This is a genomic window from Martelella sp. AMO21009 (assembly GCF_053484295.1).
Genome location: NZ_JBAKFR010000012.1, coordinates 35,786 through 49,398, shown reverse-complemented (window position 1 = coordinate 49,398; position 13,613 = coordinate 35,786). Strand labels below are relative to the sequence as shown.

The window sequence follows — 13,613 nt, the reverse complement described above, 5'->3', positions numbered from 1 at the left end:
ACAAGATGACATGGCAGAGACGAGTCTGAAATCCGTGGCGGGCTATCTGCCGCTGTTGCGGTTCGACCGGATGGTTGCCCGCAAAGAGCTGCGCTGGTCGGGGCTTGGCGGCTCGGGGCGGGGCATGCGCGCGGTGGCGTGCTGGGACGAGGACCCGGTGACGATGGCGGTCGAGGCGGCGCGCAAGGTGCTGGACGCGGGCGCGCCGGAAGCGGTGAGTTTCGCCTCTACCTCGGCGCCCTTCACTGATCGCTCGCAGGCGGGCATTGTGGTCGATGCGCTGCAATTGCCTTCTACCCTCATGACTCAGGACGTGGCCAATACGCGCCGCGCGGCGGTGACCGCCTTGCTGCGCGCGCTGAAGGGCGGCGCGCCCGAGCTGATCGTGGCCGGAGAAAAGCGCAAGGCAGCGCCGGGGACCGCGCCGCATCTAAACTGGGGCGACGGGGCGGCGGCGGCGCTGACCGGCCCGGGCACCGGCGTTGCGCGGATGCTGGGCGCGGCTTCGGTTCATGCCGATCTGCTCGACATCAACACGAGCGCGGAACGCGGCGTGCCCTATGCGGCCGAGGACCGGTTCTCGCGCGAGGAGGCGGTGTCCGAGGTCTATGTCCCCGCGATCCGGGCGGCGCTGGCCGATGCGGGGATCACGGCGGACGAGATTGCGCTGACGGTGGTGCCCGAGCCGGTCTCCGGCACCTATAAGGCGGTGGCGAAAAGCTGCGGGCTGAAGGCGCCGAACCTCTGTGAGGAGATCGCCGCGCAGGCAGGCGAGCTGGGCGTGGCGATGCCGCTTTTCGGTCTGGCGCTGGCGCTGGACCGGGCGGCTGTCGGGGACAATATCCTGCTGGCGGGGTTTGGCAACGGCGCCGATGTGCTGGTGCTGGAGGCGACCGGCGCGGGCAATGGTAGCGCCTCTGAGGCGTTGGCGCAGGGCGCGGTGCTGGACAGCTACACGCGGTTTCTGAACCTCACCGGCATGCTGGCGCTCGACTGGGGACCACGTGCGGAGGTGAACCAGAAGGTCTCGGCCTCAACCCTGCTGCGCCACGGGCGCGACATGCACGGCTTTGTCGGCGGGCGCGATCAGGGCGGCAACGTGCAGTTTCCCAAGACGCCCATTCCGGTGCGCCCCGATGCGACGGGGCCCGAGGAGTATGAGGACGTGATCCTGCGGGACGTGCCGGCGAAGGTGGCCTCAATCACCGCCGACCGGCTGAATTTCACCCCCGACCCGCCGTTCCGCTTCGGCCTGGTGCAGTTCGAGAACGGCGCGCGGCTGGTGATGGAGCATTGCGACGTCGAGGGGCCAAGCCCCGAAGTGGGCGACCCGGTGCGGATGCGGTTCCGCATCAAGGCGATCGACCGGCAGCGGCAGTTCCGCAGCTATTTCTGGAAAGCGGCGCCCATTGCGCGCCCCAAGCTGGCGCAGGAGGGCTGAGCCCATGGCAAGCGGCATCAAGGACAAGGTCGTCATCCTCGGCATGGGATGCTCGGAATTCGGCGAGCGCTGGGACATGTCCTCGGACGATCTGATGGTGGAAGCCTTCACCGAGGCGCTGGCGGATGCGGGCATCGAGAAGACGCGGATCGAGGCGGCCTGGCTGGGCTCGGCGCTGGACGATGTGAATATCGGCAATTCGGCGATCCCGCTGGCCACCGCGCTGCGACTGCAGGGCATCCCCGTGACGCGGGTCGAGAACATGTGCGCCACCGGCACCGAGGCGCTGCGCGGCGCGGTCTATGCGGTGGCGAGCGGTGCCGCGGACATCGCGCTTGCGCTGGGGGTCGAGAAGCTGAAGGACACTGGCTTTGGCGGGTTGCCGATCCGCACGAAGGGCTCGGTCAACGACCTGTGGATGCCCTATGGGTCTTCGCCGGGCACATTCGCTCAGCTTGCGGGTGCCTATCGGGCGAGACACGGGGTCGCCGCCGAGGATCTGAAACGCGGGATGGCGCATGTGAGCTGGAAGAGCCACCAGAACGGCGCGCTGAGCCCCAAGGCGCATCTGCGCCGACCGGTGGACATGGACACGATCCTGAACGCGCCGCTGATCGCCGATCCGCTGGGCCTTTACGATTGCTGCGGTGTGTCGGACGGCGCGGCCTGCGCCATCGTCGCCACGCCCGAGATCGCCAAGGCGCTGGGGAAGGCGAAAGAGGATCTGGTCGCCGTGAAGGCGCTGCAGGTCTGCACCAGTCACGGTTGGGAAAGCCAGTTTGGCGCCTGGGACGGGTCCTATGTGCCGGGCACGCAGATGGCGGCGAAAAAGGCCTATGCCGAGGCGGGAATCTCCGACCCCAAGGCCGAGATCAGCCTCACCGAGGTGCATGATTGTTTCTCGGTCACCGAACTGGTGACCATGGAGGATCTGGGGCTTTCGGACCCCGGTCGCGGCGCTTTCGACTATCTCGACGGGCGCTACGACCGCGACGGGGCGATCCCGGCGCAGGTGGACGGGGGACTCAAATGCTTCGGCCACCCGGTCGGCGCCAGCGGGCTGCGCATGGCCTATGAGGTGCACGCCCAGCTTCTGGGCCGTGCCGGGCAGCGGCAGCTCCGCGACGTGAGCTTCGGGCTCACCCACAATCTCGGGGGACAGCCGTCGAACTCGGTCTCCTCGGTTTCGATTTTCGGACGGCTCTAAGGGAGGGAAGGCCATGGGAGGACGCTATTACGAAGGGTTCGAGCGCGGCGAGGTGATCCGCCACGACACCCGAAGGACGGTGACTGAAACGGACAATATTCTGTTCACCACGCTCACCATGAACCCGGCGGCGATCCATATCGACTACGATTACAGCGCCAAGACGGAATTCGGCAAACCGCTGATGAACTCGGTCTTCACGCTGGGCCTCGTGGTGGGGCTGAGCGTCGGCGACACGACGCTGGGCACAACGGTGGGCAACCTCGGCTGGGAAGAGGTGAAGTTTCCGAAGCCGGTCTTCATCGGCGACACGATTCGCGCCGAGACCCAGGTGCTCGACATGCGGGTCAGCAAGTCGCGGCCCACGCAGGGCATCGTGACCTTCCTGCATCGCGGACTGAACCAGCGCGACGAAGTGGTGTGCGAATGCAAGCGGCTCGCCCTGATGATGCGGGAACCGGTATGAACCTGACCGCACTTCTCTTCGTTCCCGCCGACAGCGAGAAGAAATTCCTCAAGGCGCAGGACTGCGGCGCCGACGGGCTGATCCTCGATCTCGAGGACAGCGTGGCGCCGCCGAACAAGCCCGCCGCCCGGGAGGGGCTGGGCACCTGGATCGACGCGCACGGCGGGTCATTCGATTTATGGGTGCGGGTGAATCCGTTCGATACCGGTCTGACCGCAGACGATCTGAAAGCCATCGTGCGTCCCGGGCTCGCGGGCATCATCCTGCCCAAGGCCGATGGCGGACAGGATGTGGCACATCTGTCTGATCTTCTCGACCCGCTGGAGATGGCGGCGGGCATGGCGCCGGGCACGGTAAGGGTGATCGTCGTGGCCACCGAGACGGCGGCGGCGATGTTCAACCTGGGCTCCTACGCGCCCGCGCATCCGCGTCTGGCGGCACTGACCTGGGGGGCGGAGGATCTGTCCGCCGTAATCGGCGCCACCGCCAACAAGGAACCGGACGGCGACTGGACCGCGCCCTATCAACTCGCCCGCTCGCTCTGCCTGATGGCGGCGGCCAATGCGGGCGTGCCCGCGCTCGATACGCTTTATGCGAATTTCCGCGACCCCGAGGGGCTGGAGGCCTCCTGCCGGATCTCGCGGCGGGACGGCTTTTTCGGGCGGCTCGCAATACATCCCGCGCAGGTCGCGGGCATCCGGAAGACCTTTGCGCCCAGCGACGAAGACGTGGACCTCGCCCGCCGCATCGTCGCCGCTTTTGACGAAAACCCCGGTCTCGGCACCATCGGGATCGACGGCAAAATGTATGACATCCCCCATCTCAAGGCGGCGCGACGGACGCTCGCCTCGGTGGACGGGGCCTGAGGGAGGACCACCCATGAATGACAACGCAGAAGCACATGAAGAGACCCTGAACGCGATCCGCGACGGCGTGCGCGGCGTGGTGAGCCAGTTCGACCCCGATTACTGGCTGGAACGCGACGAGGACGGCAGGTTCCCGCACGAGTTCCACAAGGCCATGGCCGAGGGCGGCTGGCTGGGCATCACGATGCCCGAGGAATACGGCGGCTCGGGCCTGGGCGTGACCGAGGCGGCGATCATGATGCACGAGGTTGCGAGCCACGGCGGCGGCATGGCGGCGGCCTCGACGGTGCATATCAATCTCTTCGGCCCGCATCCCGTGGTGGTGTTCGGCTCGCCTGAGCAGAAATCGGAATGGATCCCCCGGCTGGTTTCGGGGCAGGACAAGGTGGCCTTCGGCTTCACAGAACCCGACGCGGGACTCAACACCACTCGGATCAAGACATTCGCCGAGAAGGTGCCCGGCGGCTACCGGGTGAACGGGCAGAAGGTCTGGACCTCGACAGGGCAGGTGGCCAACAAGATCATGCTGCTGACCCGGACCAAGAGGTTCGAGGACTGCAAGAAGCCCACCGACGGCATCACCATCTTCTACACCGATCTCGACCGCACCCATATCGAGGTGCAGCGCATTCCCAAGATGGGCCGCAAGGCGGTGGATTCGAACACGGTCTTCATCGAGGATCTGTTCATCCCCGACGAGCACAGGGTCGGCGAGGAGGGGAAGGGGTTTTCCTATATCCTGCACTCGCTGAACCCCGAGCGCATTCTCGTGGGCACCGAGGCGGTGGCGATCGGGCGCGACGCGCTGGCGCGGGCGACGCAATACGCGCGCGAACGCGTGGTCTTCGACCGGCCGATCGGCATGAACCAGGGCATCCAGCATCCGCTGGCCGAGAAGTGGATGTATCTCGAAAGCGCCTGGCTGATGCTGTTGAAGGCGGCCGAGCTTTACGACAGCGGCAAGCCCTGCGGCGCCGAGGCGAACGCGGGCAAGTTTCTGGGCGCGCGGGCGGGTTACGACGCCTGCCTGCAATCGGTGCTGACCCATGGCGGCTTCGGCTATGCCAAGGAGTACCATGTGGAGCGCCTGCTCCGCGAGGTCACGGTGACCCGCATCGCGCCGGTGACCGAGCAACTGATCCAGAGCTTCATCGCCGAAAAGGTTCTCGATCTGCCCAAGAGCTACTAGAGCCGCGCGGGCCTGCCCGTGCGCAGCCAACGAATAAGGACAGGGAGGACGACATGGGATTGATGGATGGCAAGGCGGTGGTGGTCACCGGCGCCGCGCGCGGGGTCGGCAGGGCCGTCGCGATCGAAATGGCCAGGGCCGGCGCGGGTGTGGTGGTGAACGATCTGGGCGTGTCGCTGAAAGGCGACGACAGCTCCGACACGCAGCCCGCGCAGGAGGTGGTGCAGGAGATCGAGGCGATGGGCGGCCGGGCGGTCGCCAATTTCGGATCGGTGGCAAGCTGGGACGACGCCCATGCCATGGTGCAGGCGGCGCTCGACACATTCGGGCGCATCGACGCGGTGGTGAACAACGCGGGCAATCTGCGCGACGTGCTGTTCCACAAGATGACCGAAGAGGAATTCGATGCGGTCATTGCGGTGCATCTGAAAGGCAGCTTCAACGTCTCCCGCGCCGCCGCCCCGCATTTCAAGGCGCAGGGCTCGGGCGCCTACGTGCATATGGCCTCGACCTCGGGACTCATCGGCAATCTGGGGCAGGTGAACTACGGCGCGGCCAAGCTTGGCATCGTCGCCATGTCGAAGTTGATCGCCATCGACATGGCGAGGTTCGGCGTGCGCTCGAACGCCGTGGCGCCCTTTGCCTGGACGCGGATGGTCTCGTCCATCCCGACCGATACGCCCGAGCAGCAAAAGCGCGTCGACGGGCTCAAGAAGCTGGTCCCTGAAAAGGTCGCGGCGCTTTGCGTGGCGCTCTGTTCAGAAGGCGCCTCGGGCGTGACGGGACAGGTCTTCGGGTCGCGCAACAACGAGATCTACCTTTTTTCCCAGCCGCGCCCGCTTCGTACCGCGCACACGGCAGAGGGATGGACGCCCGAGGCCATCGTCGAGCGGGTGTTCCCGCAGTTCGAGAACGACTTCTACCCGCTGCACAAATCGGGCGACGTCTTCACCTGGGACCCGGTCTGATGCCCTTCGATGCGGAACGCCTGAGGGCTTGGGATTTCGGCTGCAAGTCGCAGAGCTACAGCGCGCGCGACGCAATCCTCTACGCGCTTGGCGTGGGCCTGCCGATGACGCCGGGGGAAAGTCCCGACCTGGACTTTCTGCTTGAGGACAGGCTGCGGGTGCTGCCCTCTTTCGCGGTGGTGCTGGCGACGCCCGGCATGTGGCCCAAGAACCCGGCGCTGGAGATTGCCTGGGAAAAGGTGCTGCACATGGCCCATGCCTGCCGGTTCCACACGCCGCTGCCGCCCGCCGCCAAGGTCGAGAGCCGTGCCGAGATCACCGGGCTTTACGACCGCGGCGCCGACAAGGGTTCGGTCTGCATCCTGCGGCGTGAGGTGCGCGACGCGGGCAGCGGCACGCTTTACGCCACCATCGACCAGACCGTGGCAATGCGCGGCAATGGCGGCTTTGGCGGCGATCCGTTGCCGCGCAAGCCGCGCCCCGCAATGCCCGACCGCGCGCCCGATCATGTGGAGCGGATCCAGACATCGCCGCGCGCGGCGCTGATCTATCGGCTTTCGGGCGATTACAACCCGCTGCACGCCGATTACGACGTGGCGCGGCGGGCCGGGTTCAAGGCACCGATCCTGCACGGGCTGGCCAGTTACGGCACCGCCTGCGCGGTGATCCTGCGCGCCTTCTGCGATGGCGACCCGGCGCGGATGCGCTCGCTGGATCTGCGTTTCGCGGGGGTGGTCATGCCCGGCGACACGCTCGATTTCCGGTGCTGGAAAGAGGAGGGCCGTGCGCTGTTCGAGGCGCGTGTGGGCGACCGTATCGTGCTCGATCAGGGAGCTTCAGAGCTCGACTGATCGCCTCCCGGACGCCGCGCGGTCCTCCCCCGCGCGGCGTCACCCGACGAGGTGTGCCCGTAGCGCGCCGATCTCCGCATCGCTCAGGCCGAGCGACTCGGTGGCATAGCGCCTCGTGCCGCCATGGCTGTCGGCGAGGGCCGCGAACATGGCGGCGAGATAGGTCTCGTCCGCAGCGATGACCGGCTCCAGTAGATCGTAGCGGACCTCCCCGAAGTCCACACCCTGATTGCGGCTTTGCAGCCGCGTGCGCAGCGTGTCGCGCACGGCGTTGGTCTTGAGGTAATCCTCGTAGATATCGTCCCGCGCAACGCCCAGCAGATCGAGCAGCAGCGCGATGACGACGCCGGTGCGGTCCTTGCCGGCGGTGCAATGCACTGCGACCGGCGTCTCGTTCTCGAGAAGCGTGCGGAGATAGCGCCGGTAAACCCCGGCGAATTCCAGCGGAATCCGGGCATAGACCGCGCGCATCACATCGGCGCAATCCTCGGCGCACGTGCCGGGTGTGGCAAGCACGGCGGCCAGATCACCGGAGCGAATGTCATGCGCCTCGGTCAGCACGTCGAAACCGGTCCGATCCAGCAGCGGCGAGGGGCGGCGCGCCTTTTCGCCATCGCTGCGCAGGTCGAAGACCCGCGTCACACCCAGCGCGCGCATCCGCTCCAGCCCCTCGGCGCCGACGTCGTCGAAGGCGCCGCTGCGCCAGAGACGCCCGGGCCGGATCTGCCCGCCCGCGGCGGAATAGGGCGCTACGGCGCGGAAATTCAGCGTGCCGGGCACATCGTCCAGGATCCGGTCGGTCATCGCAGAGCCCCCCTGTTTGCCGGATTGTATCGTCCCATCGGTTCCCTCCCGGTCGAGCTGCGTCTTCGGCGGTTGCGGCTCGAACCTTGTCGCGGCCCGGCAATTGGCGGGCACGATGCCCGCGTCGCCCGCCATCAGCGGAGTGAGTCAGGCTTCGCAAGGATCGGGCGCGGCGAAACGGCTGAGGATGTCGCCCGCGAAACAGGCGTTCGGGATACCGTAACAGCGCGTGCAGTCGCCGCGCGCGATCTGCCCGACGGCAAGCCCTGCATCGAGATAGCCGAGCCCCGGTGCCGCCCGTCGCTTCCGGCACGCGCAGGCCGAAAACACTCATTTCGCCAAGGCGGGGGCAGAGATCGGCGGGAAGCTCCCCGCTCCGGTCCCCGCGGGGGTGATACGGCAACAGCTCTTTCGGCGCAAAGCTTCTCAGACTGTCCACCGGCATCGACTGAGCCTCGGTGAGTGCGGAATCCATCTTGCTCCCCCTTTGCCAGCATTATCGTATGCAAGCGTATAAAACGCTATATATATTTTCTTGATCGGACAAGCGAACGCGCAATAATGAGTCAGACTCAGCTTTGGCGGAGGGGCCAGGGGTGATGAGGGGAGGGTATCATGAAAGACGCAATCGGCGGAGGGGGCTATCGGTCCCGCATCCTGGAGACATCGCACTGGCCGGCTTGGGGCGGCCTCGATTTGCAAGAGATCACGCTGGGCGAAGCGCTGCGCCGCACGGCGGAGCGGGCGCCTGACCGGATCGCTCTGATCGAGGGGCTCCACGAGGGCGGGCGGCGCTGGAGCTATGCAGAGATGCTCCGCGACGCCGAGCGCATGGCCCGTGCGCTGCTGCAACGGTTCCGTCCCGGCGAACGTGTGGCGTTCTGGGCGCATAACCTGCCGGAGTGGCTGCCGGTCCTTTACGGCTGCGCCCTGGCGGGGCTGGTGCTGGTTACCGTGAATCCCGCATATCGTCGGCGCGAGCTGCATTACGTGCTGGCGAAATCCCGGGCCGCCGGGCTTTTCGTGAACGACAGCTATCGCGGTCACGACCTCGAGACGACAGCGCGCAAGGCCGCCGCCGATCTGCCCGACCTGCGCGAGATCATCCCCTTGCGCGAGGTCGCGGCCATGCTGGCCGAAGGCACGGCGGCGGCGCCGCTGCCGCAGGTCGCTCCCCGCGACCCGACGGTGATCATGTTCACCTCGGGCACCACCGGCGCGCAGAAGGGGGTGATCTTTCACCACACCGGTGTCGCCAATATGACCCGTTTCACCCAGACCCGCGCCGGCCTGCGGGAGGGCGGGGTCTTCGTCAATCCGATGCCGATGTTCCACATCGGCTCGCTGGGCCATGCGGGGATCGGCTCGGTCATGCTGGGCGCGACGCATGTGCTGATGCCGGAGTGGGAGGCCGAAGCCTATATGCGCCAGGTCGACCGGCATCGCGGCACCTTCTCGCTGCTGGTGCCGGTGATGATCGAGCAGGTGCTGGCCCATCCGGCGCGCGGGCGATACGACCTGTCGAGCCTCACGCGGCTGAGCTCGGGCGCGTCGGTGGTGGAGTCCCGGCTGATCCGCGAGACCTGGGATCAGCTCGGCGCGACGATCTCCAACATCTACGGCCAGACCGAGATGCAGGGCAGCATCACCGGCACCCATCCCGACGACAGCGAGGAGGATATGGCCGAGACCATCGGTCAGCCGTTGCCGCACATGGAATTGCGCATCGCCGATCCGGTCACGGGTGAGACGCTGCCCATCGGCGAGCAGGGCGAGATCCAGACGCGTGGCTATCAGAACATGATTGGCTATTTCGACATGCCCGAGGAGACCGCGCAGACCATCCTGCCCGACGGTTGGCTGCGTTCCGGCGACCTGGGGGTGATGGACGCGCGGGGCTTCGTGCGGATCATCGGGCGGATCAAGGACATGATCATTCGCGGCGGCGAGAACATCTATCCGCGCGAGATCGAGCTGCTTCTGGCGGAGGTGCCGGAGCTGGCCTCCGCCGCGGTGGTGGGGGTGCCCGACCTGCGATGGGGCGAGCAGGTCGGGGCGGTGCTGGTGATGCGCGACCCAGGTGCCGAGCCGGATGTGGAGGCGCTTTTCGCGCTCTGTCGGAGAGAGCTTGCGCATTACAAGGCACCCCGGCTCTGGTACGTCGCGCGCGAGCTGCCCTTTACCGAGACGGGGAAGCTGCAGAAGTTCCGGCTGGTCGAGATGATCGGCGACGGAACGCTGCCGCTGCTGCGGCAGATATGACAGGATTCAATTGGTGAGCTATGCTTACCATATGTTGTTATGCTTCCGATCATGCAGGAATTAGTATCGATAACATATTGAATAGATTAAATTAAATAATTTGTGTTGATTGGTAATGAAAACTTAGTACGCTAGTGTTCTATAAGGTGGCCGAACGGAGATTCCAGTTGCAGGACATATTGAACGAGATGCGACAGGCCGTTGCGGACCCGATGGGATACGCCGCAGCTTGGAAGGCGCGGACGGGACGGGGCGTGATCGGCATCCTGCCGATGCATTTCCCCGCCGAGCTTGCCCACGCAACGGGGGTGCTGCCGGTGCTGCTGCAGGACGATCCGGAGCCGATCACCGTGGGGCAGGCGAACGTCTTCAACTTCTACTGCGGCTTCAACCGGTCGCTGGTGGATCAGGTGATGCGCGGGGCATTCGACGGGCTGGACGCGATCCTTTTCGGCGATCACTGCGTGCAGCTGCTGGGCACTGCGGATGTTATCCGGGCGGAAAAGCCCGGTCTGCCGATCCTGTTCAATCAGCTGTGCACCACGCTCGATGCGTCCTGGGCGCGGCGCGAGACGCTGGGCACCTTCACCCAGCTTTGGAGGGAGCTCGAGGAACTGACCGGCGGCAGGATCGCCGAAGACAGCGCCCGTGCCTCCATTGCCGCCTATAACCGCAACCGCGCCCAGATCCGCGAGCTTTACGCGCTGCGCAGGGCGGGGGAGATCGCGCTTTCGGCCCGTGACCTGCAGAGCGTGGTGAAATCCTCGATGGTCATGGACAAGGCGGACCATATTGCGCTGATGGACCGGCTGATCGCCGCCCTGCCGCGCGGAACCGCAGAGGGCATTCGGCTTTATCTTTCGGGGCATCTCTGCCACGCGCCCAAGGCCGAGATCCTTGATCTGATCGAGGATTGCGGCGGGCGGGTGGTGAATGACGATCTCTTCACCGGCTGGCGCTACATCCATGCGGATATGGACGAAGGCAAGCCGCCGGTCGAGGCCATGGCCGACTGGTATCTCGACAAGAACCGCCGGCTGCCCTGTCCGACCCGAACGATGAAGGGCATGGACTGGGAAAGCCATTTGCTGGCCGAGATGCGCGCGGCCGATGCTCAGGGGCTGGTGATCCTGATGGTCAAGTTCTGCGAGCCGCACATGTATTTCTATCCCGAGATCAATGAAGCCTTCGACGCTGCCGGCATCCCTCACCTGCTGATCGAGACCGAGCATGAGGAGATGCCGCTCGAAGCGCTGAAGACCCGAATGGAGACCTTTATCGAGATAGCAAAGCGGCGCGCCACCGCCAGAGCCGCCTGAGGAGGACCGGAAATGGACATCCAGACCGAAAAGAGCATAGCAAAATCAGTTTTCGGCAATGGCGAGCGGGCCAACAAGCTGAAGGCCACCAGGATGGGCGGCCGCATGGTCTCGGAATATTGGGAAAGCGTGTTCCGTGCCAAGGAAGAGGGCAAGAAGGTCGTCTGGTACAACGGCACCTATATCCCGCCCTTCTTCCATGCCCACGATCTGGTCTGGGTACACGGCGAGGCCTGGGCGGCGATGCTGGCAGCGCGGCACAAGGAGATCGGAGCGCAGGCGCGCGGCGACCAGCGCGGCTACGACCGCGAGCTCTGTTCCTATGCCCGCACCCATATCGGCCAGATGCTGATCGAACTCGACAAGGTAAAGACCGGAACGTCGGACCTCGATCCCAACGATCCGCGCATCGAGACGATGCTGAAGCTGCCGGCGCCGGACATGATCGTGAACGCCTATCCCTATTGCTCCTCGGGGCAGCAGTGGGACGACATCACCTATCGCATGTTCGGCAAGAAGGTCCCGATGTTAACCATACAGATCCCGCTGCTCTGGGGCGGGCGCAAGGATGCGGGCTATCTGCAGGGCGAGGAATGGCAACAGCGCTCGGCCTATGTGGCCGAGCAGCTTGTGGCGCTGACCGATTTCCTGGCCGAGCATACCGGGCGCAAGTACGATTTCGACCGGCTGTCGGAGACGATGGGATATGTGAAGAAGGCCGCCGAGCTGCGACTGGAGGCGATGGACCTCTGCACCGCGACTCCGTCGCCCGCAAGCTTCTTCGACTGGATCGTGTCCATCGCGCCGGTGAATTTCTTGCCGGGCGACCAGCGGCTGGTCGACTATTTCGAGGCGGTGAAGGCCGAGATCGAACAGCGTATCGCCTGTGGCGAGGGGGCCGTGAAGGACGAGAAGTACCGGCTCTTCTTCGACGGCATGATGAACTGGAACAAGGTCGGCTGGCTTGCCGACAAGTTCGCCGCCGTCAATGCCTGCGTGGTGGCGGGGCGCTATACGCATATGTCCTTCTGGCAGGAGCCGCAGCTTATCGACCTGGCCAATCCGGTGCTGGGCATGGCGCAGAACTATCTGATCTGCCCCAACAATCACGGTGCGCCGATCATGATCGGCGAGATCGAGAAGCTTTGCGAAAAGTTCCATATCGACGGTGTGGTCTGCCACGCCTCGCGCACCTGCCGGGGCATGACCAACTCGCAGTTCCTGATCGCCGGTTCCGCCAAGCGCTACGGGCGTCAGGCGATGTTCTTCGAAGGTGATGTCGCCGACGAGAGCTTTTACAAGGACGAACTCCTGAACACTCGTCTGGAGGCTATGGTCGAGGCGATGGACGCGCGCAAAAGGGCGGCATGAAAGGCACAACGTAGTCTACCATACGCTTACTTAGATTGTTCGAGGCATGGTTAGGGAGGAGAAACCGATGTTCGACGCGCCGCAGCGCATTCCGCTCAAAATCGACGAGGCACGTATCCTGATTTCCGGCGGCACTGCCGGGGTCGGGCTGGCGACGGCCCGCAAGTTCGCCGCCATGGGCGCGCCGCAGGTCACGATCAACGGGCGCACCGCCGAACGGGGCGAGGCCGCGCGCGATGCGGTTCAGGCGGAATTTCCCGGTTGCAAGGTACATTTCCTGGCGGCCGACAGCGGCAAGACCGATCAGGCCATTGGGCTGGGCGCCGCCGCCGAGGAGGCCATGGGCGGCGTTGACGTGCTGGTGAATACCACGGTCAGCGCCTACCCCTATCCGACGCTCTTCCACAAGATCGACATCCACGACATCGAGGGCATGGTGCTGACCCAGATCATGCCGCATCTGCTGATGTGTCGGGTGGTCATGGACGGGATGCGGGCGCGCGAACGGGGGGTGATCATCAACATCGCCTCGGACGCGGGCAAGGCCACGACTCCGGGCGAGTCGATCATCGGTGGGGTTATGGCGGGGATCATCATGTTCACCAAGACACTGGCGATGGAGGCCAAGCGCTCGGGCATCCGGGTGAACTGCGTCACCCCCTCGATCATCGAGGGCACGCTGACCCATGACACGGTGATGGGGGGCGAATTCTCGGGCAAGCTTTTCGCCAAGGCCAAGCAGATGGCCCAGCTCGGCGTGGTGAATGCCGAGGAGATGGCCGAGCTTATTACCTTCCTCGCCAGCCCCGCGGCGGCGAAACTGACCGGACAGGCGATCAGCCTCAACGGCGGCATTTCAGCGGCATGAG

13 protein-coding genes and 1 pseudogene are annotated in these 13,613 nt (G+C 65.4%); 11 read left to right on the top strand and 3 right to left on the bottom strand.

From position 1 onward, the window contains the following. Positions 1-10 precede the first annotated feature (10 nt). From V6766_RS14375 to V6766_RS14345, 7 genes are read left to right on the top strand one after another with little or no spacing between them, the layout of a single operon-like run. Complete coding sequence (locus V6766_RS14375) at positions 11-1,441, top strand: hypothetical protein (protein WP_448467520.1); 1,431 nt, start codon at positions 11-13, stop codon at positions 1,439-1,441. 4 nt (positions 1,442-1,445) lie between these two features. Further along, entirely contained in the window at positions 1,446-2,648 is a 1,203-nt protein-coding gene (locus V6766_RS14370; protein WP_448467518.1) for an acetyl-CoA acetyltransferase, read from the top strand. A 13-nt stretch (positions 2,649-2,661) separates the two neighbouring features. Continuing rightward, positions 2,662-3,114 (top strand): MaoC family dehydratase, encoded by a 453-nt coding sequence (locus tag V6766_RS14365; RefSeq protein WP_448467516.1) that lies wholly within the window; start codon positions 2,662-2,664, stop codon positions 3,112-3,114. Beyond that, on the top strand, positions 3,111-3,980 hold the full coding sequence (locus V6766_RS14360) for an HpcH/HpaI aldolase/citrate lyase family protein (RefSeq protein ID WP_448467514.1): 870 nt from the start codon (positions 3,111-3,113) through the stop codon (positions 3,978-3,980). The genes V6766_RS14365 and V6766_RS14360 overlap by 4 nt, the downstream gene beginning before the upstream one ends. A 13-nt stretch (positions 3,981-3,993) precedes the next feature. Next, positions 3,994-5,169, top strand: a complete 1,176-nt coding sequence (locus V6766_RS14355; protein ID WP_448467512.1) for an acyl-CoA dehydrogenase family protein — start codon at positions 3,994-3,996, stop codon at positions 5,167-5,169. 53 nt (positions 5,170-5,222) lie between these two features. Then, the gene (locus tag V6766_RS14350) at positions 5,223-6,137 is read left to right on the top strand and encodes an SDR family oxidoreductase (protein ID WP_448467510.1); all 915 of its coding nucleotides are present in this window, start codon (positions 5,223-5,225) and stop codon (positions 6,135-6,137) included. Then, positions 6,137-6,988 (top strand): MaoC/PaaZ C-terminal domain-containing protein, encoded by an 852-nt coding sequence (locus tag V6766_RS14345; RefSeq protein ID WP_448467508.1) that lies wholly within the window; start codon positions 6,137-6,139, stop codon positions 6,986-6,988. Before V6766_RS14350 ends, V6766_RS14345 begins: the two co-directional genes overlap by 1 nt. A 39-nt stretch (positions 6,989-7,027) precedes the next feature. On the opposite strand, the gene V6766_RS14340 is transcribed toward V6766_RS14345, so the two are convergent. From V6766_RS14340 to V6766_RS14330, 3 genes and pseudogenes are all read right to left on the bottom strand, one after another. Beyond that, positions 7,028-7,792, bottom strand: a complete 765-nt coding sequence (locus V6766_RS14340; RefSeq protein ID WP_448467506.1) for a tyrosine-protein phosphatase — start codon at positions 7,790-7,792, stop codon at positions 7,028-7,030. Positions 7,793-7,939: 147 nt separating this feature from the next. Then, positions 7,940-8,122: a hypothetical protein gene (locus V6766_RS14335; protein ID WP_448467671.1), complete on the bottom strand. Its 183-nt coding sequence runs from the start codon at positions 8,120-8,122 to the stop codon at positions 7,940-7,942. Beyond that, a pseudogene (locus V6766_RS14330) lies at positions 8,103-8,237 on the bottom strand (hypothetical protein); the annotation flags it as partial. The gene V6766_RS14335 and the pseudogene V6766_RS14330, both read right to left, overlap by 20 nt. 170 nt (positions 8,238-8,407) lie before the next feature. On the opposite strand from V6766_RS14330, the gene V6766_RS14325 reads away from it, so the two are divergent. The 4 genes from V6766_RS14325 to V6766_RS14310 all read left to right on the top strand — a co-directional run bounded on the left by V6766_RS14325 (position 8,408) and on the right by V6766_RS14310 (position 13,612). Beyond that, complete coding sequence (locus V6766_RS14325) at positions 8,408-10,054, top strand: class I adenylate-forming enzyme family protein (RefSeq protein ID WP_448467504.1); 1,647 nt, start codon at positions 8,408-8,410, stop codon at positions 10,052-10,054. Between the two features lie 167 nt (positions 10,055-10,221). Beyond that, the gene (locus V6766_RS14320; protein WP_448467502.1) at positions 10,222-11,373 is read left to right on the top strand and encodes a 2-hydroxyacyl-CoA dehydratase subunit D; all 1,152 of its coding nucleotides are present in this window, start codon (positions 10,222-10,224) and stop codon (positions 11,371-11,373) included. A 12-nt stretch (positions 11,374-11,385) separates the two neighbouring features. Beyond that, positions 11,386-12,744, top strand: a complete 1,359-nt coding sequence (locus V6766_RS14315) for a 2-hydroxyacyl-CoA dehydratase subunit D (protein WP_448467500.1) — start codon at positions 11,386-11,388, stop codon at positions 12,742-12,744. A 67-nt stretch (positions 12,745-12,811) separates the two neighbouring features. After that, complete coding sequence (locus V6766_RS14310; RefSeq protein WP_448467498.1) at positions 12,812-13,612, top strand: SDR family NAD(P)-dependent oxidoreductase; 801 nt, start codon at positions 12,812-12,814, stop codon at positions 13,610-13,612. Position 13,613: the final 1 nt, after the last annotated feature.